The 26,519-nt window shown below is 67.5% G+C and carries 21 protein-coding genes; 5 read left to right on the top strand and 16 right to left on the bottom strand.

The window, feature by feature from the left end:
• Positions 1 to 23 precede the first annotated feature (23 nt).
• The 8 genes from glcF to BLR24_RS22825 form a co-directional block, all read right to left on the bottom strand.
• Positions 24 to 1,268 (bottom strand): glycolate oxidase subunit GlcF, encoded by a 1,245-nt coding sequence (gene glcF, locus BLR24_RS22865; RefSeq protein ID WP_093021134.1) that lies wholly within the window; start codon positions 1,266 to 1,268, stop codon positions 24 to 26.
• Between the two features lie 27 nt (positions 1,269 to 1,295).
• Positions 1,296 to 2,414: a glycolate oxidase subunit GlcE gene (gene glcE / locus BLR24_RS22860; protein WP_093021527.1), complete on the bottom strand. Its 1,119-nt coding sequence runs from the start codon at positions 2,412 to 2,414 to the stop codon at positions 1,296 to 1,298.
• A gap of 14 nt (positions 2,415 to 2,428) precedes the next feature.
• Positions 2,429 to 3,931, bottom strand: a complete 1,503-nt coding sequence (locus tag BLR24_RS22855) for an FAD-linked oxidase C-terminal domain-containing protein (protein ID WP_093021132.1) — start codon at positions 3,929 to 3,931, stop codon at positions 2,429 to 2,431.
• Positions 3,932 to 4,063: 132 nt separating this feature from the next.
• The gene (locus BLR24_RS22850) at positions 4,064 to 4,951 is read right to left on the bottom strand and encodes a LysR substrate-binding domain-containing protein (protein ID WP_093021130.1); all 888 of its coding nucleotides are present in this window, start codon (positions 4,949 to 4,951) and stop codon (positions 4,064 to 4,066) included.
• A gap of 347 nt (positions 4,952 to 5,298) precedes the next feature.
• Positions 5,299 to 6,231 (bottom strand): SMP-30/gluconolactonase/LRE family protein, encoded by a 933-nt coding sequence (locus tag BLR24_RS22845; protein WP_093021524.1) that lies wholly within the window; start codon positions 6,229 to 6,231, stop codon positions 5,299 to 5,301.
• Between the two features lie 247 nt (positions 6,232 to 6,478).
• Complete coding sequence (locus BLR24_RS22835) at positions 6,479 to 8,011, bottom strand: ammonium transporter (protein WP_093021128.1); 1,533 nt, start codon at positions 8,009 to 8,011, stop codon at positions 6,479 to 6,481.
• Positions 8,012 to 8,039: 28 nt separating this feature from the next.
• Entirely contained in the window at positions 8,040 to 8,378 is a 339-nt protein-coding gene (gene glnK / locus BLR24_RS22830) for a P-II family nitrogen regulator (protein WP_007833403.1), read from the bottom strand.
• 69 nt (positions 8,379 to 8,447) lie between these two features.
• Entirely contained in the window at positions 8,448 to 9,272 is an 825-nt protein-coding gene (locus BLR24_RS22825) for a TorF family putative porin (RefSeq protein WP_093021126.1), read from the bottom strand.
• A gap of 214 nt (positions 9,273 to 9,486) precedes the next feature.
• Between BLR24_RS22825 and BLR24_RS22820 the strand changes: the two genes are divergently transcribed.
• Positions 9,487 to 11,025 (top strand): YifB family Mg chelatase-like AAA ATPase, encoded by a 1,539-nt coding sequence (locus BLR24_RS22820; RefSeq protein ID WP_093021124.1) that lies wholly within the window; start codon positions 9,487 to 9,489, stop codon positions 11,023 to 11,025.
• Between the two features lie 12 nt (positions 11,026 to 11,037).
• A complete protein-coding gene (locus tag BLR24_RS22815; protein ID WP_254787532.1) occupies positions 11,038 to 12,258 on the top strand; it encodes an MFS transporter in 1,221 nt (406 codons plus the stop codon).
• On the opposite strand, the gene BLR24_RS22810 is transcribed toward BLR24_RS22815, so the two are convergent.
• The 6 genes from BLR24_RS22810 to tssJ all read right to left on the bottom strand — a co-directional run bounded on the left by BLR24_RS22810 (position 12,251) and on the right by tssJ (position 22,199).
• Entirely contained in the window at positions 12,251 to 14,422 is a 2,172-nt protein-coding gene (locus BLR24_RS22810) for a serine/threonine-protein kinase (RefSeq protein ID WP_254787530.1), read from the bottom strand. The genes BLR24_RS22815 and BLR24_RS22810 overlap by 8 nt on opposite strands.
• On the bottom strand, positions 14,413 to 15,135 hold the full coding sequence (tagF, locus tag BLR24_RS22805) for a type VI secretion system-associated protein TagF (protein ID WP_093021122.1): 723 nt from the start codon (positions 15,133 to 15,135) through the stop codon (positions 14,413 to 14,415). Before tagF ends, BLR24_RS22810 begins: the two co-directional genes overlap by 10 nt.
• 1 nt (position 15,136) lies before the next feature.
• Positions 15,137 to 18,772, bottom strand: coding sequence for a type VI secretion system membrane subunit TssM (gene tssM, locus BLR24_RS22800; protein WP_093021120.1), 3,636 nt, complete (start codon positions 18,770 to 18,772; stop codon positions 15,137 to 15,139).
• Positions 18,772 to 20,133, bottom strand: a complete 1,362-nt coding sequence (locus tag BLR24_RS22795; RefSeq protein ID WP_093021118.1) for a DotU family type VI secretion system protein — start codon at positions 20,131 to 20,133, stop codon at positions 18,772 to 18,774. Before BLR24_RS22795 ends, tssM begins: the two co-directional genes overlap by 1 nt.
• A gap of 8 nt (positions 20,134 to 20,141) precedes the next feature.
• On the bottom strand, positions 20,142 to 21,521 hold the full coding sequence (tssK, locus tag BLR24_RS22790; RefSeq protein WP_093021116.1) for a type VI secretion system baseplate subunit TssK: 1,380 nt from the start codon (positions 21,519 to 21,521) through the stop codon (positions 20,142 to 20,144).
• A 162-nt stretch (positions 21,522 to 21,683) separates the two neighbouring features.
• Positions 21,684 to 22,199, bottom strand: a complete 516-nt coding sequence (tssJ, locus tag BLR24_RS22785) for a type VI secretion system lipoprotein TssJ (protein WP_093021114.1) — start codon at positions 22,197 to 22,199, stop codon at positions 21,684 to 21,686.
• 224 nt (positions 22,200 to 22,423) lie between these two features.
• Here tssJ and BLR24_RS22780 point away from each other — a divergent pair, with 224 nt between their 5' ends.
• Genes BLR24_RS22780 through BLR24_RS22770 form a run of 3 tightly spaced genes read left to right on the top strand, consistent with a single transcriptional unit; the run spans position 22,424 to position 25,422 of the window.
• Positions 22,424 to 22,735: a TssQ family T6SS-associated lipoprotein gene (locus BLR24_RS22780; RefSeq protein WP_254787528.1), complete on the top strand. Its 312-nt coding sequence runs from the start codon at positions 22,424 to 22,426 to the stop codon at positions 22,733 to 22,735.
• A 46-nt stretch (positions 22,736 to 22,781) separates the two neighbouring features.
• Positions 22,782 to 24,626 carry a type VI secretion system-associated FHA domain protein TagH gene (gene tagH, locus BLR24_RS22775; RefSeq protein ID WP_093021110.1) on the top strand — a complete coding sequence of 615 codons (1,845 nt, stop codon included), beginning with the start codon at positions 22,782 to 22,784 and terminating at the stop codon, positions 24,624 to 24,626.
• Positions 24,619 to 25,422, top strand: a complete 804-nt coding sequence (locus BLR24_RS22770; protein WP_093021108.1) for a PP2C family protein-serine/threonine phosphatase — start codon at positions 24,619 to 24,621, stop codon at positions 25,420 to 25,422. The genes tagH and BLR24_RS22770 overlap by 8 nt, the downstream gene beginning before the upstream one ends.
• A 25-nt stretch (positions 25,423 to 25,447) precedes the next feature.
• On the opposite strand, the gene BLR24_RS22765 is transcribed toward BLR24_RS22770, so the two are convergent.
• On the bottom strand, positions 25,448 to 25,828 hold the full coding sequence (locus BLR24_RS22765; RefSeq protein WP_093021106.1) for a DUF4150 domain-containing protein: 381 nt from the start codon (positions 25,826 to 25,828) through the stop codon (positions 25,448 to 25,450).
• A gap of 16 nt (positions 25,829 to 25,844) precedes the next feature.
• The gene (locus BLR24_RS22760; RefSeq protein ID WP_093021104.1) at positions 25,845 to 26,504 is read right to left on the bottom strand and encodes a DUF3540 domain-containing protein; all 660 of its coding nucleotides are present in this window, start codon (positions 26,502 to 26,504) and stop codon (positions 25,845 to 25,847) included.
• Positions 26,505 to 26,519 lie beyond the last annotated feature (15 nt).

The following is a 26,519-nucleotide window of genomic DNA, read 5'->3' as shown; positions in this document are numbered from 1 at the left end:
CCAGGGCGCTCTTCGGTGTGCGATCAGGCCGTCGCCAGGGCAGCGTCCAGCAGCTCGACCCAGTGGCGCACCGGCGTCTCCCCGCTGCCGCTTTGCAGATGCGTGATGCAGCCGATGTTGGCCGAGGCGATGACACTCGGCTGCAATTGCTTCAGATGTCCGAGCTTGCGGTCGCGCAGCGGGTAGGCCAGTTCGGGCTGCAACACCGAGTAGGTGCCGGCCGAGCCGCAGCACAGATGCGATTCGTTCATGGCCACGCGCACGTCGAAGCCCAGCGCGCGCAGATGCGTCTCGACGCCGCCGCGCAGCTTCTGGCCGTGCTGCAGCGTGCACGGCGGATGGTAGGCCACCACGCCGGCCGGCGCCCGCACGCGAGCCTTCAGCGCAGGAACGAGGTCGGGCAGCAGTTCGCTCAAATCTCGCGTCATGTCGCTGATGCGCGCCGCCTTGGCCGCGTAGGCCGGATCGTGTCGGAGGATATGGCCGTACTCGCGCACCGTGACGCCGCAGCCCGAGGCGTTCATCACGATGGCTTCGACGCCGCCCGCTTCCGGGCCGTGCTCGACCTGCGGCCACCAGGCGTCGATGTTGGCGCGCATCTGCGCCTTGCCGCCCTCTTGGTCGTTGAGGTGGAACTTCACGGCGCCGCAGCAGCCGGCTTCCTTCGCGATCATCGTCTGGATGCCTGCCGCATCGAGCACGCGCGCGGTCGCGCTGTTGATGTTGGGCATCATCGACGGCTGCACGCAGCCCGCCAGCATCAGCACCTTGCGCGCATGCGTGGCTGTGGGCCAGGCGCCGGCTTCCTGCTTGGCGGGCACCTTGGCCTTGAGCGCATCGGGCAACAGCCCACGCACCGATTGGCCAAGCGCCATCGCAGGACCGAAGAGCGGCGACGGCAGCCCTTCCTTCAGCAGCCAGCGCGTGGCCGACTCCATGGCGGGGCGCGGCACTTTCTCGTCGACGATCTTGCGGCCGATGTCGACCAGGTGCCCGTACTGCACGCCGCTCGGGCAGGTGCTTTCGCAGTTGCGGCAGGTCAGGCAGCGGTCCAGGTGCAGCTGCGTGCTGCGCGTCGGCGCCTTGCCTTCGAGCACCTGCTTGATCAGGTAGATGCGGCCGCGTGGGCCGTCGAGCTCGTCGCCCAGCAGCTGGTAGGTGGGACAGGTGGCGGTGCAGAAGCCGCAGTGCACGCACTTGCGCAGGATGGCTTCGGCCTCGCGGCCATCGTCGGTGTCGCGGAATTCGGGGGCGAGCTCGGTTTGCATGGGGTGAACGTGTCGGGTCGATTGGCCTCAGGCGGCCGCGAGAAGCCGGGCGCGGTCGAAGAGGCCGTGGGGATCGAACTCGCGCATCAGGGCATGGTGGATGCGCACAACGGGGGCGCTCATTGCGTCGAAGCGTCGGGCGCCGTCGCCTGCTGCGGCAGAAGCAGGAGGCATCCTGAACAGCGTGGCATGCCCACCTGCCGCATGCGCCGCTTCGCGGATGAGCGACGCCTGCTCGGGCGGCGCCTTGTACCAACGCTGCCCGCCGTGCCATTCGATCAGGGGCGAGCCGCCATCGCCCAGGGCGAGCACTGGCGCCGTCTGCGGCACCGACAGCCGCCAGAGCGCGGCGCCTGCTTCGTCGGCAGTGAACCAGGGATGCTGCTGGTCGCGAAGCGATTGCCATCCAGCAGCGGCGGCGGCGTTGTCCACGCGCTCGCCGCCCAGGTGCGCGCAGGCGGCTTCAACTGCCGCGGCGGCGCCACGCAGGCGCAGCTGCAACGTGCCGGTGCCCGCATCCTCGATCCAGCAGCTCGCATTCAATGGCAACGGCCGCCCGCCCCACTCGTTGAGCAGGCGCAGGGCGTCGACCTGGCTGCAGGAAAAGGCCAGCGTGGCCTCGGCGGGCGCGACGGGCAACACCTTGAGGCTCACTTCGGCAATCACGCCCAGCGTGCCGAGCGAGCCCGCGAGCACGCGCGAGACGTCGTAGCCGGCCACGTTCTTCATCACCTGGCCGCCAAAGCCGAGCACCTCGCCGCGGCCGTTGACGAGCGTGGCGCCCAGCACGTAGTCGCGCACCGCGCCCACGCTGGCGCGCGCGGGGCCACTGAGGCCGGCCGCCACCATGCCGCCCACGGTGCCCGCGCCGGCCGCGCCGAAGTGCGGCGGCTCGAAAGGCAGGCACTGACCTTTCTCGGCGAGCGCGGCCTCGAGTTCGGCGAGCGGCGTGCCGGCGCGCACAGTGACGACCAGTTCGCTCGGTTCGTAGCTCGTGATGCCGGTGAGCCCGGCGGTGCTCAAGGCCTCGCCACGCGGCGGCTCGCCGTAAAAATCCTTGGTGCCGCCACCGCGGATGCGAAGCGGCGCGGCATCGACGGCCGCGGCGCGAATGCGCTCGGCGATGTGGCTGAGTGCGGGGTCCATGGTCATTCTTATTCCTAGAAGCGCGGCAGGTCGGGGTGCGGCAGCCTGCCGCCGCGCACCACCTGCTTGCCATATTCGGCGCATCGCTGCAGCGTGGGAATCACCTTGCCGGGATTCAGCAACCCGGCCGGATCGAAGGCGCGCTTGACGCCGAACATCTGTTCGTTCTCGGCCGCGGTGAACTGCACACACATGCTGTTGAGCTTTTCCACGCCCACGCCATGCTCGCCGGACACGGTGCCGCCCATGGCCACGCTGGTCTCGAGGATGTCGGCACCGAAGAGCTCGCAGCGATGCAGCTCATCGGGGTCGTTGGCATCGAACAGCACCAGCGGATGCAGGTTGCCGTCACCCGCGTGGAATACGTTGCAGCAGCGCAGGTTGTATTTTTTCTCCATCTCCTGGATGGCCAGCAGGATGTCGGCCAGCCGCTTGCGCGGAATGGTGGAGTCCAGGCACATGTAGTCGGGGCTGATGCGGCCCGAGGCCGGAAAGGCGTTCTTGCGGCCGCTCCAGAACTTCATGCGCTCGTCTTCGCTGGTGCTCACCGCAATGGCGATGGCGCCGGAGCCGCGCAGCACGGCGGTCATGCGGCCGATTTCTTCTTCCACTTCTTCCGCGGTGCCATCGGATTCGCACAGCAGGATCGCGGCCGCATCGAGGTCGTAGCCCGCGTGCACGAAATCTTCGACCGCGGCGGTCATGGGCTTGTCCATCATTTCGAGCCCCGCAGGGATGATGCCGGCGGCAATGACCGCGGCCACGGCATCGCCGGCTTTGCGCACGTCGTCGAAGCTGGCCATGATGCAGCGCGCGAGCTGCGGCTTGGGCACGAGCTTGACGGTGACCTCGGTGGTCACGGCCAGCATGCCTTCGCTGCCGATGACAAGCGCGAGCAGGTCTAGCCCCGGCGCATCGAGCGCCTCGCCGCCGAATTCGACGGGCTCGCCCTCGGCCGTGAAGCCGCGCACGCGCAGCACGTTGTGCAGCGTGAGGCCATACTTGAGGCAGTGAACGCCGCCCGAGTTCTCGGCCACGTTGCCGCCGATGGTGCAGGCGATCTGGCTCGACGGATCGGGTGCGTAGTAAAGGTTGAAGGGCGCGGCCGCTTCGCTGATGGCGAGGTTGCGCACGCCGCACTGCACGACGGCCGTGCGGCTCACGGGGTCGACCTTCAGGATGCGGTTGAACTTGGCGAGCGAGAGCGTCACGCCCAGCGCATGCGGCATCGCACCGCCCGAGAGTCCGGTGCCGGCGCCGCGCGCAACCACCGGCACGCCGAGCCCGTGGCAGGTCTTGAGTACCGCCGCCACCTGGGCTTCGGTTTCGGGCAGCGCCACCACCAGCGGCCGCTGGCGGTAGGCGGTGAGGCCATCGCATTCGTAGGGCGTGGTGTCTTCGGCTTGCCAGATGAGCGCATGCGCGGGCAGGTGGGCCTGCAGGGCGCGCACGATCTGCGACTGGCGTTCGGATTTCTGCAGCGAATCGTGCTGGGCGGGGGTGAGCGGCGCGTTCATGCGGGAGCCTCTTTGGGGCGGTTCTGTCTGTCTTGTCTCGTGGTGTACCGCACTCTACGTAAATGCGCCGGCGCTGGGTTGAAGCTTTTTTGCGCCCGGCTTGAGAGAACTTTGCTGCCGGGCTTTTTTTCTTCAGCGAAGGCTCTGCGCCAGCCAATCGACAAAGGCCGCGCACTCCCAGCGATCGAGCGTGCCGGGCTGCCAGCAGATGGTGTGCCGGTGCGGCGATGGCACGGGTCGGTCGGAGAGGGGCACCAGCCGGCCCGATTCGAACCAGGCGGCGCCCATTTTGAGGCGCACCAGCGCCACGCCGAAGCCGCTCGCGGCCGCGTCATAGACCAGGCCGAGATCATTGAACTGGGAGCCGACGTGCGGCTCGGGCTGGTCGATGCCGCAGCTCGAAAACCAGGTGCCCCAGGGCTCGAGCGGACTGCGGATGAGCCGCGCGCTCGCAATTTCTGCGGCAGTGCGAAAGCCGTTGAACGGGCCGAATTCGTTAAGGTAGCTCGGGCTGCAGGCGGGCACCACCTCTTCATCGAGCAGCAGCCGGTGTTCGCAATCGGCATAAGCGCCGGTGCCGTAGCGCACTTCGAGATCAGCCTGCTCGGCGGTCACGTCGAGCAGCGGAATCGACACCTGCAGCACCAGCTCGATGTCAGGATAGATGTTGCGGAACAGTTCGAGCCGCGGCATCAGGAACACACGGCTGAAGGTGGGCGTAACGGCAATGCGCAGGCGTGTCGCGCGCTGCTGCTTCGCCGCGTTGCCGCCGGGCATGGCTTGCAGCGCCGCAAGGCCGGTGCGGACGTTGGCGAGGTAGGCCGCGCCGTCTGCTGTGAGGCTGAAGTCGCTGCGGCCGAAGAGCTTGAAGCCCACGTGCGATTCGAGTTGCCGGATGCGGTGGCTCACGGCGCTGGGCGTGACGCACAGTTCGTCCGCGGCGCGGCTTGCATTGCGCAGCCGGGCTACGGCTTCGAAGGTCAGGAGGCACTGGATCGGGGGGATGTGCTGGAGGGCCATGTCTTTACCCCCTCGTGCTTAGTTCTTGGCGCTGATGTTCTTGGCGCTGCTGTCCAGGGCGCGTGCACAGGCCACCGGGTACTCCCCTCCGCGAATGTCCCCCGCCTTCGGCTCCTCCTTTATTTCGCTGCGGGGAGTACCCGGCGCCCTGTGCCCACTGGGCGCTGTGGTTGTTCCGCTCGATCAACCACCGCTCGGTGCAACGCTCGCGTCGATGGGGTGCCTTGCGCAGCGAAATAAAGGAGGAGGCCGCAGGCCGGGGGACATTCGCGGAGTAAGGCACCCCGTCGGCGCGAGCGCACCACGAACGATCTCCAACGCAACAGGCAGAAAGACAAGGTTTCACCCTAGTCCTCGAAGAAGTTGACAGGTAACCCCGGTGTGTCGGCACGCCTCGATATCACGGCGCCCGAAGCCGGGTAACGTTCGATCTCTGCAGCAGGCCGCCCCTTCCGCCCGCTGGTGACGAACAGCGTCTTCAGGTCATCGCCGCCAAAGCAGGGCATGGTCGGACACTGAACGGGGACGGCCACAGAGGCAACGATCTCGCCCGACGGCGCAAAGCGCAGCAACTGTGCACCTTCGAACATCGCGACCCAATAGTGACCCTCGGCATCGACGGTGGCGCCATCGGGCCGGCCTTCATAACGTACGGGCGATTCAGGCGTCCAACCTTCGGGCTTGGCCTCGAACTGGTGGAACACGCGCGGATGCGAGAGCAAGTTGGCCTTTGCGTCCCAGTCCCAGGCGCGCACCACATGCGCGGCGGTGTCGGCCCAGTAGAGGGTGCGGGCATCGGGCGAGAAGGCGAGCCCGTTGGCGGTGGTGGACTCGTTGGCCATCTGCGTCAATGTGGGCGCCACTCCGTCGTCGGCGCGTGCGTCGAAGCAATAGAGCGCGGCGTTGGCGCGGTCTTTCGCCTCGTTGAGCGACCCGGCCCAGAAACGGCCCAGCGCATCGCATTTGCCATCGTTGAAGCGCATGGTGCGCACGTCGTGTTCGACTCGTGCCATCGCGACCAGCTCGCCGCCCCATTCGCGGACCCGGTAGACGCCGTCGCGCAGCGCAATCACGAGGCCGCCGCTCCTGGCTGGCGCCATGCAGCCGGGCTCGGTGGCCAAGCCCCAGCGCTCCACCCTGGCCGACGGCGAGCCGATCTCCCCCCGCGTGCGCAGCACCGCGCGCCCCGGAATATCGAGCCAGTAAAGCGAGCGTTCGTGCGGGTGCCAGAACGGCGATTCGCCGAGCTCGCACAGGCTGTCTTCGAGGGTGGTCCACATGATCTCCGGATTGTGCATCCGCTCCCCCGCAGGCCAAAAAAAAGCCCGCTGGCGCCGAAGCGCTCGCGGGCTGAACATCCAAAGGAGACCTTGCTGAAAAATCGTTCCTGTTTTTCTTCTTCTCACCAGCCTTCGCACCGCATGCCCCCTTCGTGAAACACCGAGGAACCGGCTTTGCCGGGCCTCTGGTGTTGCCCCCAGCAGGGGGGTTGGCGAAGCGACACGAAGTGCGCGAAGACTGGGGGGGTTACCTGTTATATGCGGTCTCGCCGTGCGAGGAGATGTCGAGGCCTTCGCGCTCTTCTTCTTCCGACACACGCAGGCCGATGGTCAAGTCGGCGATCTTGAAGGCGATGAACGCCACCACGCCCGACCAGACGATGGTCAGCAGCACGCCCTTGAGCTGGATCCAGACCTGTGCGCCGATGCCGTTGGACACCACGCTGGCCGTGACCCAGTCGCCCACGAGGCCGGGGCCGCCGAGTGCCTGGGTGTTGAACACGCCGGTGAGCAGCGCGCCGACGATACCGCCGACACCGTGCACGCCGAACACGTCGAGCGAGTCGTCCGCGCCGAGCAGCTTCTTGAGGCCGTTGACGCCCCAGAGGCAGGCGAAGCCGGCGATGAAGCCGATGATGATGGCGCCCATCAGGCCGACGTTGCCGGCGGCCGGGGTGATGGCCACGAGGCCTGCAACGGCGCCCGAAGCGGCACCCAGCATCGAAGCCTTGCCACGCATCAGCGCTTCACCGATGCACCATGCGAGCACTGCGGCAGAAGTGGCGGTGAAGGTGTTCATGAAGGCGAGCACGGCGCTGGTGCCGGCTTCGAGGGCCGAACCTGCGTTGAAGCCGAACCACCCGACCCACAGCAGCGAGGCGCCGACCATGGTGAGCGTGAGCGAATGCGGCGTGAAGGCTTCCTTGCCGTAGCCGACGCGCTTGCCGATCACGAAGGCACCGACCAGGCCCGCGACAGCGGCGTTGATGTGCACCACGGTGCCGCCTGCGAAGTCGAGCGCGCCCCATTGCCAGATCAGGCCGGCCTTGGCGTTCTGTGCATCCACCACGTTGGCGGCGGTGTAGGCGTCCGGGCCCATCCAGAACCAGACCATGTGCGCAAGCGGCGCATAGCTGAAGGTGAACCAGATCACCATGAACAGCAGCACGGCCGAGAACTTGGCGCGCTCCGCGAAGGCACCGACGATCAGGCAGCAGGTGATGCCGGCGAAGGTGGCCTGGAAGGCGGCGAACAGCAGCTCGGGAATGTAGACGCCCTTGCTGAAGGTGGCGCCGGGTGCGAACACGCCGGTGGCCGGATCGAAGATCCCCTTCATGAAGAGCCGGTCGAAACCGCCGAAGAAGGCATTCCCCTCGGTGAACGCAAGGCTGTAGCCATAGATGAGCCACAGCACGACGATCATCGAGAAGGTGACCATCACCTGCATGAGCACCGACAGCATGTTCTTGCTGCGCACCAGGCCGCCGTAGAACAGGGCCAGGCCGGGGACGGTCATCATGATGACGAGCAGCGTGGACAGCATCATCCAGCTGGTGTCACCCTTGTTGAAAGAGGGAGCGGGAGCCGCGGCGGGCGCTGCCTCGGCAGCGGCTGGGGCTGCCGCTGCTGCCGGTGCGGCGGCAGCGGGCGCGGCCGAGGGGGCCGAAGCAGCCGGCGCGGAAGCGGCCGGTGCTTCCGCAGCAGGCGCGGCGGGCGCCTGCGCGAAGGCGGCTGTAAGCACGCTCAAGCCGAGCGCAAGAGAGACAAGCAGTTTTTTCATAGTCGTTGTTCTTTCGAGCCTGGACGGGTCAGAGGGCTTCACGGCCCGTTTCGCCGGTGCGGATGCGGACCACCTGCTCGAGGTTGTAGACAAAAATCTTTCCGTCGCCGATCTTGCCGGTGCGGGCCGCACCTTCGACGGCTTCGATCACACGGTCGACGAGGTCGTCGGACACCGCCGCTTCGATCTTGACCTTGGGCAGGAAGTCGACCACGTACTCGGCGCCGCGGTACAGCTCGGTGTGGCCCTTCTGGCGGCCGAAACCCTTGACTTCCGTGACCGTGATGCCTTGCACGCCGATGGCCGACAGTGCTTCGCGCACCTCGTCGAGCTTGAACGGTTTGATGATGGCTGTGACCAGCTTCATGATGACTTTCTCCTTCTTGGATGGATGAATGGTGCGGCAGCTTGGGCCGCACCTTGTTCTTGTGCTTGTTTACAGCGTCTTGCTGAGCGTGACGATGAAGCGCGCCTTGTTCGGCGAGTAATACTGCTGGCCGAAGGTGCCGAAGCCGAAGTCGTAGCCCGGGTTGCTCAGCGCGAGGTAAGAGCTCTTCTTGTTGGCGCCCTGCACCGAGCCGGCCAGTGCCAGGCCGCTGCCGAAGTCATACGACACGCCCACGTTGTAGTCGACGTAGCTCTTGTAGCCCAGGCTGCGGATGTCGCTGGACATGTGGGTGTAGCCCACGGCCGCCTTCAGCGTGAGCTTGGGCGCGATTTCCTTGCTGTAGGCGAGGTTCAGGTAACCCGTGTTGCGGCCCTTCAGCCCCGAGCCGGCCTTGTTGCCCGCGTAGCCGAAGTAGTCCTTGGACACCGTGTGCGAGTACTTCAGGGTGAACGAGCCGATGGCGTCGTCGGCCCAGGTGCCCGCGCCGTACAGCTCGGTGGTGTTGCCAGCCGAGTTGCCCGGGTAGATGTAGCTGAGCGCGCCCACGTCCATGTCGAACGGACCGGCCTTGAACTTGTAGCCGCCGTAGATGTCGCTCTCGATGCTGTTGCCCTGGAGCCAGTTGACGCTGGAGTTCCAGTTGCCGAGGTAGAAACCGCTTTCGCCGAACGCGTAGTCGAAGCCGCCCTGGATGGCGGGCTTGAAGCCCTTGGTCTTCGCGTAATCGTTCTTCCCGATCATGTCCTGGTCCTGGCCACGGAACTTGTAATTGCTGGTCAGGGCCACGTTCCCCGTAAGCTGGGCGCTCGCCAGCATCGGCAGGGCGGCAAAGGCGGCCACGGCCATTGCCTGGGCGAATTTACGGTGCATCATCGAGACTCCTCGGGGTTGGTTGGAAGTTGGGGGACACCGTTTCGTAGCAGGGAGCGTGCCAAAGTGCTCGTTCCGACTCCTGCGCGTCTGTGGCCCGCCGATCCACAAAGCACCGATGAAAAATTACAAACGTTTCATGTGAGGGGCTCCCAAGCCCCGGCGGTGCACGAGCCCAACCCAAAATGGGCGCACCACAATGGGGAGAGGAATAAAAATGAGCCTGTCTTTGGTGCAAAGTCGTGCTTTGCTTGGGCTGGAAGCGGCCAGTGTCACGGTTGAGGTGCATTTGGCGAACGGCCTGCCGAGCTTCACGCTCGTCGGGCTGGCGGAAACGGAGGTCAAGGAAGCCCGCGAGCGCGTGCGGTCGGCCATCCAGAACGCCGGCCTCGAGTTTCCGAACAACAAGCGGATCACCGTCAACCTGGCGCCCGCCGACCTGCCCAAAGACTCCGGGCGCTTCGACCTCCCTATTGCGCTGGGCATCCTGGCCGCCAGCGATCAGATCCAGGCCGCCCGCCTTGCGGGCCACGAATTTGCCGGCGAACTCTCACTGTCGGGCGAGCTGCGGCCCGTGCGCGGCGCGCTGGCCATGGCGCTGGCCCTGCACACCCGCGGCATCGCCACGCGCCTGGTGCTGCCCACCGAAAGCGCACAAGAAGCGGCGCTGGTACCCGGCGGCGAGGTGTACGGCGCCAAGCACCTGCTGGACGTGGTGCGGCGCTTCATGGCCGAGGACGCGGCACAGCAGCAGGCCGAGGCGCCCGCCGCGGACGGCTGGGCGCGGGTCCATGCCGCAGCGGCCGCGGCCATGCCTCTGTATGCCGACCTGGCCGACGTGAAGGGGCATGCAGGCGCCAGGCGCGCCCTCGAGATCGCGGCTGCGGGCGGACACAGCCTGCTGATGGTCGGGGAGCCCGGCTCGGGCAAATCCATGCTCGCGCAGCGCTTTGCCGGGCTGCTGCCGCCCATGAGCGTGGACGAGGCGCTCGAAAGCGCGGCCGTCGCCAGCCTGGGCGGCAGCTTCTCGACCGCGCGCTGGATGACCCGGCCGACTTCGGCGCCGCACCATACGTCCAGCGCCGTCGCTCTGGTGGGCGGCGGCTCGCCCCCGCGGCCGGGGGAAATCTCTCAGGCGCACCACGGCGTGCTGTTTTTGGACGAATTTCCGGAGTTCGCGCGTTCGGCGCTCGAGGCGCTGCGCGAGCCGCTCGAGACCGGCACCATCACCATCGCGCGGGCCGCCCGGCGCGCCGAGTTTCCCGCCCGCTTCCAGCTCATTGCAGCCATGAACCCCTGCCCTTGCGGCTACCTGGGCTCGACGCTGAAGGGCTGCCGCTGCACGCCCGACCAGATCTTGCGCTACCAGGGCAAGCTCAGCGGTCCGCTGCTCGACCGCATCGACCTGCACATCGAAGTGCCCGCGGTCTCGGCGCAGCAGCTGCTCGGCGCGCCCGCCGGGGAATCGACCGGCAGCATCCGCACCCGCGTGGTCGCCGCGCGCGAATTCGCGGTGCAGCGCCAGGGCAGCCCCAACCAGGCGCTGCAGGCGGGCGCCATCGACAAGCATGCCGCGCTGGACGATGCGGCGCGCAAGTTCATGGTGAATGCCGCCGCCAAGCTCGGCTGGTCGGCGCGCAGCACGCACCGCGCGCTCAAGGTGGCGCGCACGGTGGCCGACCTGGCTGGCGCCGAGTCGGTGCGGGCGGAGCACGTGGCGGAGGCGGTGCAGTACCGTCGGGCTTTGCGACACTGAAACCGATCGGCAGTGAACCCACCCGCACCCACGCTCTACAACCGCCGCCTGGTCGGCTGGCTGTCGGTCGGTCAGCTCATCACCTGGGGCAGCGTCTTCTACGCCTTTGCTCTGCTGATGGAGCCGGTCGAACGCGAGCTGGGTTTGAGCCGGGCGCAGTCGTCCCTGGCCTTCAGCCTCGCGCTGCTGGCCGAAGGCGCGTTGGCATGGCCGGTCGGCCGATGGATCGACCGCGGGCACGAACGCGCGGTGATGGCGAGCGGCTCGCTGGCCATCGCGGCCGGCCTGTTGCTGCACAGCATGGTGCACAGCGCCCTTGGCTTCTACCTGGCCTGGACGCTGCTCGGGGCGGGGCTGTCGGCCACGCTCTACAACCCCGCGTTCTCCATCGTCACGCGGCGCTTCCCCAACGACTTTCGCCGCGCGATCATCACGCTGACTTTTCTCGGCGGGCTGGCCAGCACGGTGTTCATCCCGCTGGTGGCCTGGCTGATCGCGCAACTCGGCTGGCGGCACGCGCTCTGGGTGCTGGCGGCCATCCACCTCTTGGTCTGCGCGCCGCTGCATGCCCGCGTGCTGCGGAATGCCCCGCCTCCCGCAGCGCGCACCGGCAAGGCGGCCGGCGCCCCACCGGCCAGCCATTCCGCGAGTCACTACATGCGCAGCGCGCCGTTCCTTTTCGTGGGCGTTTTCACCGTCCTGCTGATGGCGGTCACCGCTGCGCTGCCGCCGCACATGGTGAGCCTGCTGCGGGGTGCCGGGCTCGTCGAGTCGTGGGCCATCGCCCTGCCCGCGAGCATCGGGCTGGTGCAGGTGCTGGGACGAGCGCTGCTGTATTTCTTCGAGCACCACTTCGACCTGCATCTGGCAAACCGGCTGATTCCCTGCCTTATTCCGATTGGCCTGCTGGCGCTGCTTGCGGGCGCGGCCCACCCAGGCACCGCGCTGCTGTTCGTGTTGTTCTACGGCATGGGCAACGGCATGCTCACGATCGTGAAGGGCACCGCCATCGCGCAGTACGTGAGCCGCGAACACGTGGCCACGCTCAACGGCGCGCTGGGCCTGCCGAGCGCCATCGCCCGCGCGCTGGCCCCGCTCATGCTCGGCATGATGTGGCAGCCGGGCGCCGGCTACACGCCGGGCCTCTGGGTGCTGCTGGCGGCCAGCCTGGTCGCAGTACTGGCGCTGGTTGCCGCGCAGCGCTGGCCCCGGCCCGCCAGCACCGCTACTTGAACTCGTGGCTCACCACGGGCGCCGATCGGCTGTCCTGCACCGTCACGCGCTGTCGGTACACGTCGAGGTCGCCGTTGCGCACTTCGATGTTGTAGATGCCCGGGCGCAGCGACAGTGACTTGAGCGGCGGGCTCACGCCGCGCTCGGCGCCGTCGACCAGGACCTGGCCCCAAGGCCGTATGTTGAGCACCACGCGTCCCATGCCGGGCGGCCCGGCCGGCGCCGTGGCGGAGGGCGTGGCGGGCGGCGCGGCGCCGGCAGCCACCACGGTGGGCACGGCGTTTGCGGGCGTGGTGCCTGGCGGCGCAGGCACGGCGGTCGAGAGCCGGTTCAGCTCGGCAAGGGCATTGCGGGCCTCGCGCGCGTGCAGGCCGCGGCGGTAGCGGCGCAGATAGGCCTCATAGCCTTCGCGTGTGTTCTCGGCCTGTGCCAGGTTCCAGTCTTCGACTTCGCTGGTGGCGAGGGCAGCCTCCGCCGGCGTGCCCGGTGGAACGGGTGTGCCCGGTGGAGCCGGTGTCCCGGGCGTCGCCGACGGGGTTGCCCCGTTGGCCTGCGGGCCGGGTGCCGGCGCAATGACCGGCACGTTGTCCAGCGGCGTCAACGAAGCGGTCGGCGCACTGGCTCCCGCAGCGGGGGGCGTGGCGCCGCCGGGTGCGGCGGCCACGTTGCCGTTTGCGGGTGCCGCACCGCCGTCGCCCGGCGGCACGGCGGCGGGAGGCGGCGCATTGGCGGACATCGGGCCCGAAGGCGGAGGCACCGGCGCCATCGCGGTCGAGGTCTCCTGCTTCCACGAACTCAGGCGAAGTCCGATCCAGCTGCCCACGCCCACCAGCGCGATCAACAGCGCGCCGACCAGCAGCCACGGCGGGCGCGACGACGTTTTCTTGGCAGACGACAACGGTGGCTGCGGCCTGGCCGCTGCCGACGGCGCACGTGCCGGCACCGCGGCGTCGCGCGGCCCGGCGGCCTTGGACGAAGGCGCCGGAGCCGGCTTGGCCGTGGCGACGACCTCGGCCTCGGGCTCTGTCTTGGCCTCGACCGGTTCGGACAACGCGGCGTTGGCCTGCGCGACCCCGGCCAATGCAGCGGCTTCCGGTGCCGCCGCGGGCTTCGCGGGTGCCGCCGCGGCCGGCGCTTGCTGCGGCGGCGGCACCATCGCTGGCGCGGCCTTCGAAGGCGGCGGAACGATGATCGTCGGCGCCGGCAGCCCGCTCACGTAGGTGTCGCCAAGCTTGGCCAGGCCGAGCTCGGCCGCGAATGCGGCGACGGTCTGCGTGCGGTCCTTGCTGTGCACCGCCAGCGTGTGGTCGACCGCCGCGCAGAAGGCCGGGCTCAGGTCACCGCGGCCGAGCGAAGACAGCGGCACATAGGCGTCCTGCACGCTGCGCACCACGGCCGAGGGCGGCGGATGCCCGGTGACCGCGCGGTACAGCACGGCGCCCAGCGCGTAGAGGTCGGTCCACGCGCCCTGCAGCAACGTGTTGTCGTCGGCGTACTGCTCGATCGGCGAATAGCCCGACTTCACCATCACCGCCACTTCGTCGACGAGATCGGCAATCGATTTGCGCGCCGCGCCGAAGTCCAGCAGCACCGGCATGTCGTCCTGCTGGATGAAGATGTTGTCGGGGGCAATGTCGCGGTGAAAGCATTGGCTGCGGTGCAGCGTTTCCAGCGCGCCGAGCAGCGGGCCCAGCATGCCGAGCAGCCAGGCCTCGGAAATCTTCGACGGCTCTTCCTCCGCCAAGCGACGCAGCGTGCGGCCGCGATACAGCTGGATCGCCATGTAGGCGGTGGAGTTCGCCTCCCAGAAGCGATGCACCCGCACCAGCGCCGGATGACTGAACTGCGCGAGCGTGCGCGCCTCGTTGATGAAGCTGCGCAGCCCGGCCTGGAAGGTGGCCGTGACACGGTCGGAACGCACGTGCACGCTGTCGTCGCCCACGCGGCGTGCGAGCATCGACGGCATGTATTCCTTGATGGCTACCTCGCGCCGCAGCGAGTGGTCGTAGGCCCGGTAGACGATGCCGAAGCCGCCTTCGCCGATCACCTCGAGCAGTTCGAACTCATCCAGCCGATGGCCCGCCGCCAGCGGATGGGGCCGCTCCTGCGGATCGGCCGGCGCGCTGCTGCTGGTGTTGCTGCTGCTGGCGTTATTCATGCCCATGGCACATGCCCCTGTGAAAACAACTTCGAAAACAATGGTGTGTTGAGGCCTCCGCCGTGCGCGGCGGTTCGCAGCGGCGAGCCGTCCGCCTGGTTGGTCCACCAGTAGCTGGTGCTTCCGAAGGCATCGAAGCACAGCGGAAGCTCGGGCCAGCCAAGGCGCTGCTGTGCACCCGCGCCAGCACCACCGGCCGCCGGTCCGAGGATCGAAAGGATGTCGTCCGAGCCGCCGCTCGCGGTCTGGAATCCGCCGTGGGCCGCGGCCAGCACCTGATGGTCGAACTGGTCGGGCGCAACGCTGTGACGAATGGCTTGCAGCAAGGCCGTGCCGCACTGCCAGTACCACGCGGCGGAGCCTTCCAGCATGGAAGGCCGGTAGCTCGATGCCGCCACTTGCAGCGTCACGCACACCGGGTAGTAGCGCCCGACGCGGTCGCAGCTGGGCGCAATGCAGCCGAACTGCACCGCGTCCACGCCCTGCGTTGCGGGAATCGCAAAGTTCCAGACCGGCGCGACGACGTAGTGCCGCGTCATGGCGTCGGGCCAGCGCTTGAAGGCGCCCAGGCCGTTCTGCATCCAGCGGTCCCACCAGGCCTGGAGTTCGCGCGGCATGCGGCGATAGAGAAAGTCGCCGGCCGCCGGCAGCTTGCCGTACCAGCCGATCTGCTCGTCGGCCGGCACCCACACACGGGGCAAAGGAACGCCGCTGTTCATGTCAGGACTTTCCGGGACAAGAGAAGCCGTTCATCTGCGACAGGCGCAGAGGGTTGTAGACGCTGTTCGCAGTCACCGCCAGCACCACCTTCTTGCCCTGCAGGTCGAAGGTGGCGTTGAACGATTCGGGCGAGTTGCCCGCCGAGACAGACGCCTTGTCGAACAGCCGGTGCAGCGCCCACGGCCCTTCGGTCACGATGCCGCCGGCCGGTGTGCCATTGGCGGTGGTCACCTGCAGCCGCACCTGGTTGCTGTTGCGCGGGCCGGGCCACTTGACGGTGCTGGGCGCCTGCGGGCCGTGCGCATAGCGCACCGTCTGGCCGTCGATGTCGAGCGTGAACTGGCTGATGGCGGCGTCCATGTCCTCGGGCCGGATGTCGATGCTGAACGACGGCGTGCGGCCGCCCGCCATGCCCATGAAGAACACGTCGCGGATCGCCTGCGCCTTCTGGAACGAATCGAGGTACGCCGAGCGCCCCGGCGAGCTGCCGTCCACGCCCTTCTTGAAAGCCCACGGGTTGACCGAGGTGTCGACCTGCGAGGCCAGGTTCTTCTGGAAGAAGTCGTCCATCATGCCGCCCGGCGAGAACAGTTGCGCGAAGTCGCCAGCCGCCACGTCGCGGTTCGACCCGCGCGAGAACGGATAGCGCCCTGCAATCGCCTGGCTGCAGAACTGGCCGATGGTGGCGGCCGCGCTCTGCCCGATGTTCTGTCGCGTCACGGCCGCGGCCTTGGACGAGGCGGTGGCCGAAAGGTCGTTCAGCATGCCCTGGAACGGCACTGGCAAGCGCCCTGCCTCGGCCTGCACCTTGGTCACCGCATCGCTCGAAGGCGGGATGTTGCCGCTGCGCAAAGCCGTGTCGGTGGCCGTGAGAAAGGTGTAGAGCTCGTTGATGAGGGCGGCCGTCGCATCGATGGGCGCCTGGCCGCCGGCCTTGGGCGCGGTCACCATGCGGCGAAGCGGCGCAAAGTGGTTGTCCACCAGCGACTCGGGCCTGTCGAGCGCAGTGTTGCGGCGCTGGCTGCCGTCGGGCTGGCCGATGAGCTGCTCGATGCGCTCGCGCGTGCTGGCCACGCGGTTCTGCGCCTGGTCGAGCAGGCTGCGCGCGGCCTCGTCGTGGTTGCGCAGCAGGTCGGTCTCGCGCGCGGCGCCGCGAATGAGGCGCGACATCGGCGACTCCGAGGTCGAGAGCACGCGCGTCATCTGGATGCTCTGCAGCAGCGAGCGGCTGTCGGCCAGGCGAACGTCGGTCAGGTACTCGTCCCAGACGCGGATGTAGTCGGTGAGATACAGCCGGCGCACCTCGCGCAGCAGCAGCTCGCGCGAGGTGATGTCGGTGATGCCCGGTGCGCGAATCTGCAGGACCCAGCGGTCTTCCTGTTCGAGTGCGAGCGTGGTTTCCGCCATGCGCTTGTCGAAGATGTCCCAGTAACCGCGGTAGGTGAACAGCGTCGGAATGCCGTCGGTCAGCGGCTTGCCGCTCGCGCGCTTGATGACCAGCGCCGACTCGGCCCCCGCCGCCTCCGCAATGCTGAAGGCGTTGGGCGGGCTGGTCTGCAGCAGGATGCGCCGCAGCCGCGCATAGGAGCGCTGCGCCAGCGGCACGCCGGCCAGTCGGCCGCGCGTCTCGGTCACGAGCCGATCGTCCTTGGCGAACGGCGAGGTCACCACGCGCCCCGCGAACAGCGCCTGCAGGTGCGTCTCGAGGTTGGTGCGCTGCTCGCGCGTGAGCGAGGCGCCGATCTTGCGGTCCACGTCGGTGAGCAGCCAGGCCTGCAGGAAGTCGGCGTCGTAGCGCTCCGCGTCGTACAACATGAGGTAGGCCTTGAGAGCCTCGTAGCTGTATTCGGCATCGGTCTTCGATGCTTCGCGCAGCGCCTGCTCCACGCGCTGTGCCGCCTGCGGCAGCAGCACGCTCTCGAGCGCGCGCTGGTAGACGCCATCGGTCGCGGCCTGGAGCTTCTCGCCCTGATAGAGCCCGAAGCGATAGCCGACGGGCGGATCGCCGATGTCGAACTGGCTCGACTTGGGCAGGTCGCGCAGGCGGTCGAGCACCGGCAGCGAGCTCGCGATGTCGCTGTTCGAATCGACCACCGTCGGCAACTCGCCGCGCGTCGCCGCCTTGTTGAAGGCCTTGGCGTTGTTGTCGACCTCGGCCACGTAGTCGCGGTTGTTGCGCCAGCTGTTGATGCCGGCGCCCAGCAGCACCACCAGCAATGCACCGATCAGGCTGTAGCCGGCCAGGTCGATGGCCCGCTTGCGCCGGTACCAGCGCAGGTTGGTGCCGGCCACGCCCGCGTCGCGGAAGATCACCTGCTGCAGCAGCTCCTTGAGGAAGTAGCTCTTGCCCGGGCCCGGCGGCGGCGCGGGCGGTGCGTTGACCTGCAGGTAGCGCTTGATGGCGCCCATCACGCGGTCGAAGGCCGTGCCCTCCTGCGTGCCGCTGGTGAAGTACACGCCCCGCAGCATGGGCGCCACCTCGAACTTCGAGGGGTTGAACACGTCGGCCAGGAAGGTGCCGAGGATGTCCTCGAAGCTCGCGAACTGCTGCGGCAGCAGGTAGGCCTGCGCGCGCCGCATCGGGTCGGGCTCGGCCGCCAGCAGCTCGGGCAGGCGCTCGTCCAGGCGCTGGTGCAGCAGCTTGTATTCCTGGTGGAAGCGCTCGCGCAGGTCGGCCTTCGCCGGGTCCGCCGGGTTGGCGTCGATCGGGAAGGTAAAGCCCCAGACCTGCGAACGCTCGGCGCGTCCCAGCGAGCCGAAGTACTCGTTGAAACCGGCCAGCAGGTCGGTCTTGGTGACCAGCACGTACACCGGAAAGTTGATGCCCAGGCCATTGCGCAGTTCGAGCAGCCGCTTGCGCAGCGCCATGGCGTGGCGCGCGCGCTGTGCGTCGTCGGCCAGCGGCAGGTCGGCAATGCTGATGGTGAGGATCGCGCCGTTGATCGGCTGGCGCGGCCTGAACTTCTTCAAGAGGTCGAGAAAGCCCTTCCACTCGCTCTCGTCCGTTTCGCGGTTGCTCTCGTGCGTGGTGTAGCGCCCGGCGGTGTCGATCAGCACCGCCTCGTTGGTAAACCACCAGTCGCAGTTGCGCGTGCCGCCGATGCCGCGCACCGCGGCCTTGCCGAGCTGGTCGGCCAGCGGAAAGTCGAGGTCGGAGTTGACCAGCGCCGTGGTCTTGCCCGAGCCCGGCGCGCCGATGAAGATGTACCAGGGCAGCTGGTACAGGTACTGCCGGTCGAACACCGCGAAGCGGCCTGCGGCCTTGCCTTCGGCACCCGAGCCAAAGCGCATGTTCTTCAGGATGGCGGTGGCGTCGGTGAAGCCGCTTTGCAGCTCCTTGATCTCGGGTGCGTCTTCGGGCTTGGCGGCCTTCTCTTTGGCGGACGGCGTGCGCAGCTGGTTGAGCAACTGCGCATTGAGGCGCCGCTCGCGCCACTTGCGGTAGAGCACCCGCGCGATCCAGATCGTGAACATCAGCGCGATGACCACGATACGGACGAACTCGCTTTCGAACGGCCGGTAGCGGCCCACCGCGATGACGGGACCGATGACCCAGATCAGGAACGCGACGGCCAAGAGGCCGAGAAAGACCCACAGGTCGCGGCTCACGAGAAAACGGAAAATCGCGCGCAGCATCAGCGGGCTCCTCCCTGTGGCACTGCGACTGCGGTACCCGCCACCGGTGCCACCAGCAGCGTCACTTCGACCCGCCGGTTGCGCGCACGGTTGGCCGGCGAATCGTTGGGCGCCAGCGGATCGGCATCGCCGCGGCCTTCGGCGCGCAAGCGCTCGGGCCGTGTGACGCGCGTGGCGATCATTTTCTTGACCGCATCGGCGCGCGCCTGCGAGAGCTGCCAGTTGGACGGAAAGCGCACGCTGCGAATCGGCTGGTCGTCGCTGAAGCCGCTGACCAGCACGTTGCCCTCCACGGAGTTGAGCGCATCGGCCACGCGCGCGAGCACGGGCGCATAGCGGTCGAGCACGCGGTCCGATCCCGATGCGAACAGGCCATCGCCGCGCAGCACCACCACGCTGCGGTCGGCCTCGTCGCGCACCGTCAGCAGGCCGTCGCGGATCTCGGGTTCGAGAAAGCGCTGCAGCCGCGGCTGCGGCGCGGGCTGCGCCACGGCGCGCGCGGTCTGCGGCAAACGCACCGCGTTCACCGCCGCAAAGGCACCGTCGGAACGGCCGGCCAGACTGAACGTGAGCACCCCGAACACCAACACCAGCAGCACCGCCGCCACGGCGCCCACGGCCCACAGCGGCAGCCAGTTGCGCGTGCGGCGCACCGGCGCACTCGCGTCCTGCCAGTGCGGCGACAGCGGTACGGCAATTTCTCCGCGCGTCTGGCGGATGATCTGCAGCAGCCGCTGCTTGAGCGTTTCGAGCTGCGTGCGGCCGTTGTCGATGACGCGAAAGCGCCCTTCGAACCCCATCGCCAGGCAGAAATAGATGAGCTCGATGAGCTGCAGATGCTGCTGCGGGTTCTGCACCAGGCGCGACAACAGCTGAAAGAACTTCTCGCCGCCCCAGGTCTCGTTGTGGAACATCACGAGCAGGCTCTGCGACGACCAGATGCTGCCGCCCCAGGGCGTGAGCGCGGCGGCTTCATCGACGGCAGTGCACAGGCAATAGCGCGCGCCGATGATCACTTCGGGTGCAATGCCGCTTTGCTGCGCGCGCGTTTCGAAGCGCCTCACCTCGTCGACCAGGTGCTCGCGCAATTGCGCGGGCGCATCGTGGTGGCCGGTGGCGCGTATCTGCGGAATCAGGTCGAGCAGCGGGTTGGCTGCGGCCACCAGCGGGTTGTTACCCGCCAGCGCTGTGTCGCCCGCATGCGGACGGCGCGCGTCGTGCCACGCGGTGAATGACTGGGGTTGCTGGCCGAGGCCGCGCGAGGCCGGCGGCACGCCCGCGTGATCGCTGTTGCCGCTGCCGCCCGGGTTCGGCGGCACGAAGCCTCCCGGACCGACGGCCATGTCGTTGACACCGTTCATAGGGTCCCTCACGGACGAATTGCCCAGAACTCCATGGCCAGCCCCGGGAAGTCGCCGGCCAGGTGCATTGCAACGCCGCCCGATTTTTCGAGCTGGCGCCACATGTCGCCGCTCTTGTCGAGTTCGAAATAGTGATAGCCCGCGTTGTATGGAATCTGGCGCGGCGCCACCGGCAGCGGCCGCACGGTCACGCCGGGCAGCTGCAGCTGCACCAGGTCGCGAATGCGCTCGACCGAACCGATCTTGACTTGTGTCGGAAAGCGCTGCTGGATGGCGTCGGCAGGCAGGTCGGCATGCACCGCCAGCACGAAGCCCGCATTGCGCACGAGCACCGGATCGGGCATGCGGCCCACGCGCACGCCGTGGCTGCGCTCTTCGAGCTCGATGGCGATGGCGCTCTGCTCGAGCACCGCCGAGAGCGAACGGCGCAGTTCTTCCATCAGCGGGCGGATGCTCTCGTTGAGGTTGTCGTGGTCGTACACCGGCCACACCACGGGCCGCCGCGTGGGCGAGGTGTGGGTGGCGAGATGGCAGGCGAGCTTGAGCCAGTCGACGAACAGATGTTCCGGATGCACCTGCACCGCTTGCTGGGCATGCCACGTGGTTGCGAGATAGCGGTTGACCAGTTCGAGCAGAAGAAAGTCGGAGACCTCGCTCACGCCGCCGCGCCCGGGCTGCGAGAGGCGCGAGGCCAGCGCCTCCGAACGCTGCGTGAGCAGCCCGTGCAGCTCGGCGATCATGCTGCGCAGCATGGCGTGCGCCGATGCATCGAGCACCGGCGGAATGTAGTTGGCGTCGATCACCAGCTTGTGGTCGGTGCGGCGCTCGATCACGCGCACCGCGCCAATCGCCTGCCATTCCGCCGTGAGCGACGACGCACGCGCCAGGCGCAGGCGCGGTTTCGCAAGCTGCAGCACCGCAGGGCCGAGCGCCACCGCGTTGCCATCGGCCACCTCGCGCTCGATCACGCCGAAGCGCGCGGCCGAGCCTTCGTCGTCCGAGAAGATGATCTCTTCGCTGCCGGTGCGGCGCAGCGGCAGCGCGAGCACGATGAGTTCATCGGTCAGGTCGCCCGGCACTTCATAAGGCGCAGGCGCATCTTCCGCGCCGAACGAGAACGGCGTGCCGTCGGGCAGCACGCCCGCGCCGCCGAGCAGCGACACGCGGCCGAGCGCGTAGGCATCGCGGTCGATGTCCAGGTGAAGCCAACCCCAGTAGGCACCTTGCAGGCCCGCGGCACGGCGCGTGACGTACTGCTCGACATAGCGCTCCAGCTGCTGGAAGTGCTGGGGCCGCAGGTACATGCCTTCGGACCACACCACGCGATTCGCCAACGCCTGCGGATGGACGCCCTGCCTGCCGGCGCCCGGATTGCGAACTGTCACCAAAGAACCTCCTGGGGAGTGCCCACACTGAAGCGGCGAGATGCGTCTTTCGACGTCTCCCGATTGATCGATTTTTTTCTCTTGATGCTACACGGCGCTTCTTACGTTTTGCACCGAATTTCTTGCGCGACTACTCGCACTTAAGCACTACTGAAAGTATGGAAGTTAACGAGTTGGTAGTAACTCGATGCCTGTCTTTCGAATGGCGATGCGCACGCCTTGTTCGCTCGGCGAAAACTGCCACACCTTGTACAGATTGGTTTGCTTCGGTTCCTTCAGCGGCAGCACGATGCGCCAGCGCGAGACCTCGAGCTTGCGGTAGCCCGCGATGATGCCGATGGCGCGCGAATCGAGCCCCGCCTCGCGCTTGAAGATGCGCTCTTCGCCGCTGCGCATGATGGCCTGGTCGGCATTCACGAGTTCCGTCGAAAGCGTTTCGCGATCGCGGTCCTGTAGTGCAAAGTAGTCAGCCGTCTCGAAGTTGCCGGAAGATTTCAGCTCGAAGACCTTGACGAGAATCGGCGCCGGCTGGCCGCGCCCGTCGGGGTTGACGCCATCGTCGATGCGAATGGTGACGGCGTAAGGTGTGGGCAATGACTTCGCTGTCGATGCGCATCCACTGAGGCCGCCAAACAACGGTACGGTTGCAAGTGCGCCTTGAAGCAAGGTTCGTCGATGCATGAGATCTTCCCCAGAGGTTCGCGGCCTATATTATCGAAGTCGTGCGCACGAACCGCGTCGCATCGTGTGCCTGTCGCAATGACAGCGGCACACTATCTCAAGCATTGCCTTTTGCGAGGTAGGAGAGAAGATTGAAATCATGTCTGCCTGCTTTGGCGTTCACGTTATTTTTGGTGGCTGGTTGCACGACCACGCCCCCGCCCGAGCCGCCGCAACCCGAACGATTGAGCCAGCAAGTGGCGCGCACCACGCTCGAACGCGCGCAGCAGGCCTATGACGAAGGCGACTACGCCAAGGCCGTCACCACGCTCAAGAGCGGCGGAGTGTCGGTATTCGACGCGGCAGAGCCGGGCACGCGGCTCGACGCCATGAAGCTCGAGGCGTTCAGCTACTGCGTGGCCAACCAGGTGCCCGAATGCCGCGCGCAATTTCGCAAGCTTCTCGATGCGTTTCCCAACTTCGACCTGAGCGTTGCCGAGCGCAAGCACCCGGTCTGGGGCCCGGCGTTCGAGGCGGCCAAGCGAATGAAGCGTTGAACGCCGCAGGTGGTGAGCCGCGGCTCCACATGAACACGGAGATGCCATGCGTTGGACGGTGATCGAACATGCCGGCAGGCCGGTGGCCTCGGGGCCTTCGGCTCTTCTCGCGGCGCCCGGTGGAACGATTGGACGCAGCCCCGACAACCACCTGGTGCTGCCCGACGAGCAGCGCCAGATCTCGCGCCTGCAGGCCACCGTGCGCTTCGACGACAAAGGTGTGGCGGTACTGCGCAACATGAGCGCGGTGCTTCCCATCGGCGTCAACGGACGCACGCTGCAGCACGAGCAGGAATCGCCGGTGGCCGACGGCGACCGCGTGACCATCGGAAGCTACGTGCTGGAAGCGGCAAGCGGGCATCGCCCTGTGGCCGCATCGCCAATGCCGGCCACGGCACCACCGCCCATCGCACCCGTGCGCGATGTTCCCGCACCCGCGAATGCGATGGCACCAGCGTCCATGGACACGTTGCTGCCGGCCGCGCCGGTGTCCGATGTGTTCTCCGATCTCTTCGGCGCGGGCGCGCTGCCCATTGGCGAGGCACAGCCCGCCACCGTGGCCATGCCACCGCCGCCATCGGAACCGCCGCCCGTTGCGAAGCCTGTGTACGCTCCGCCGCCTGCACCGGCGGCGGCACCGGTGCCATCGCCATCGCCATCGCCAGCCAGCGCTCGTCCGGCTGCTTCGCAGATTCCCTCCGCCGCCGATTGGGACGCCATCCTCGCGAACGCGCCGCGCCGCGAACAGAGCGCAGCCGAACCCATGCCCGACCCGATGGCGCACGAACCTTTCGAGCTGCCATCGCAGGCGCGCAGGAATCCGGTCGATCCACTGGCCGAGCTGAACCCGCGGGCAGCCAACGACATGTCCGACGTGGCGCTGAAGCGTGGCGTGGACCCGCTCTCTTTCTTTGCCGCCGACAGCAACGCGCCTTCGCCGCTTTCGGATCCGCGCCCCACTGCGCTGACCCACGAAGACCCGCTCGGCGACGTGCACCCCGCCCTCGACCTGCTCGCCAGGCCGGCCGCGCCGCAAGGGCCCAGCCATGCGAACCATGCGCGCGAAATGTCGGCGCAGTTCAGGCCGCCGACCCCGGCGGCCATCGATCCGCCGGCTGTTGCGAAGCCGGTGAAGGCAGAGGTGCCGCCGCCGCCGCCAGCAGTATCGGCACCTGCAAAGGCCGCACTGCCAGAGCCGGTCGCGATGGCGGCCGAACCTGTGGCGCCCGCACCGGTTGCTGCCGCGGCTCCGATTGCACCGCCGCCCTCATCGCCATCGAACGCTTCGCCCGACGAGCTCTTCAAGGCTTTTCTCGAAGGCGCAGGCGTTCCCGACGTGGCCGGTCAGCAGCCGCTGGACGCCGAGGCCATGCGCCGCCTCGGCCGGCTCATGCGCGCCTTCACCGACGGCACCATCGAACTGCTCTCGTCGCGCGCCATGCTCAAGCGCGAGGTGCGCGCCGAGATCACGATGATCGTCGACGAGGAAAACAACCCGTTCAAGATTCTTCCCAACGGCCGCGCCGTGCTGATGCAGATGTTCGGCGCGCGCATGCCCGGCTTCCTGTCGCCCGAAGCCGCCGTGCATGACGCGCTCGCCGACCTGCAGTCGCATCAGCTCGGCATGGTGGCCGGCATGCGCGCGGCGTTGCTCACGGTGCTGAAGCGTTTCGATCCCACGGCGCTGAACACCGCCACGCCGCACGACGGCGGACTGGGCGAGAAGCTGCTGCCCGGCGGCCGCGAGGCACGTTTGTGGCGTCAGCTGCAGAAGCTGCATGCGGAAACGACAGCCGCGGTCGAGGACGACTTCCAGGCCGTCTTCGGCCGGGCCTTCCAGCAGGCCTACGACAAGGAGATGGAACGCTTGAAGGAGGCACGCCGTGCTTGAAACCACCCGTGCTTTCGCGGTTCCAATTTCCACCTCGCAGTTTTCTTGTGTCGGCGAACGCAGCGGCAACCAGGACGCCATCGGCTACCACCTCGACGAATACAACGCCTGCTTCGTCGTGAGCGACGGCGTCGGCGGCAACGCAGGCGGCGAACTGGCCGCGCGCATCGCGGTCGACACCGCGCTCAACACCTTCGTCGACAACCCATCGGTAGCGCAACACGACATCCAGCAGGCCGTGAAAGCCGCCAACGACGCCATCCTTGCCAAGCAGCGGGAGATGGTCGACCAGAGCCGGATGAGCGCGACCATCGTCTCACTCTTTGTCGATCGCACCAGCGGCCAGGCCAGTTGGGCCCATGTGGGCGACAGCCGCCTTTACTGGTTTCGCCGCGGCGCGCTGATGCAGCGCACCGAAGACCACAGCCTGTCGGAGCGCTCGGGCGAAGCCGCCATGGGCAATGGCGCCAATGGCGGCGAACGCCTGGTGAAGACCAACCTGCTGTACCGCGCACTGGGTGCGCGCGCCACGGCGGAGACCACTGTGTCAACGCCGCAGCGGCTCGCCGACGGCGATGCATTCCTGCTGTGCACCGACGGGTTGTGGCAGCTCATCTCGCAGCAGGTGATGGAGCGATCGCTGCAGCTGGCCGACAGTGCGGAAGAGTGGCTCGCGCTGCTGCGCCGCGCGGCCGAAGCCAAGGCCGACGAGTCGCGCGACAACTACTCGGCGCTGGCGGTGTGGGTGGGGTTTCCGCAGCAGGTGACGCTGGCGGGGACGGCGCGGCCTGCCTGATGTATTTCTAGAGGCGTAGTAGCGCTCAGGCCGCGAGAATCAATACCTTGAACTGGCTCGGCACGATCCGCATGCCGACGATGTTGCAGCGGTTTTGCACCGTGATGCTCGTGACGCGCGTCGCGGGTGTTCCCTTGAGGAGCACGGTGAACGCACCGGTGATATGGCGTGACTGCTGCATGAAGGTCTGCGACACCACGCCCCCCAGCGCCCCAGGTTGATCACCCAGGGTGATGGGCGTGGTGGTGGCCATGTTGTGGGCCGGCATCGCCATGAACAGGATGTTCCAGGCGTTGGGTATTGCCATGGGGCCGAGGGCCATGTTTGGAAACGGAATGGGAACGGGTGTCCTGCACACGTCCGGGAAGGCCAGGTCCATTCCCATCAGCTGGCAATTGGCAAACATCGCTTGAACTCCCTTCTCAGCCCATGTGGATTTGCGCGGCATCGACCTTGACGAGGTCCTTGCCGGTCACCACGGTGTGGTTGCCATGAATCCGTACCGTTTCGGTGGCCTTGCAGTCCAGATGACCCACGCGAACCTGGTCGATCTCGTCCACCAGCCGCAGCGCATTGCGCGCCATCTGGACGATGCGATCGGCCACGACTTCGAACACCTTCCCGACGAGGTGAAAACGCCCCACCGTCGCATCGACGGTCTGGCTCGTATAGCGCATCTCGTCGACGTGGCAGCGCCCCTGGCCGGCTCGCAAGCCCCATTGAAGACTCTTCATTTCCAGCGTGGCGCCGCTCTGGATGCGAACGTCCCCAGCGCTCTCGATCGATACGCCGGCCTGGCCGCCCAGCTTCAGTTCCCCGGCCGAGTCGATGTGGCTTACCGCCCCATCGGCCTGTTCGATCACCGCAATCAAATAGGCCCTGGTGCTGTCCGGGCCCGATACCAGCACAAGGTCTCCGACACCGGGCCTGAGCAGACAGCTCGCCGCGCGACGGCACAGCCGCACCGCCCCCTGCTCGTCCTCGACGGCAATCCGTCCGTCCGGCATCAGCGTGGAGAGCCGCCCCATGAAATGGACCGGCGTCGGTTCATTCGGGGCTGCACGCAGTGAAACGACGGTCATGATCTATTTCCTTCT

The organism is Variovorax sp. OV700 (assembly GCF_900099805.1).
GTDB lineage: Bacteria > Pseudomonadota > Gammaproteobacteria > Burkholderiales > Burkholderiaceae_C > Variovorax.
This window is presented reverse-complemented; position numbering and strand designations above follow the sequence as displayed.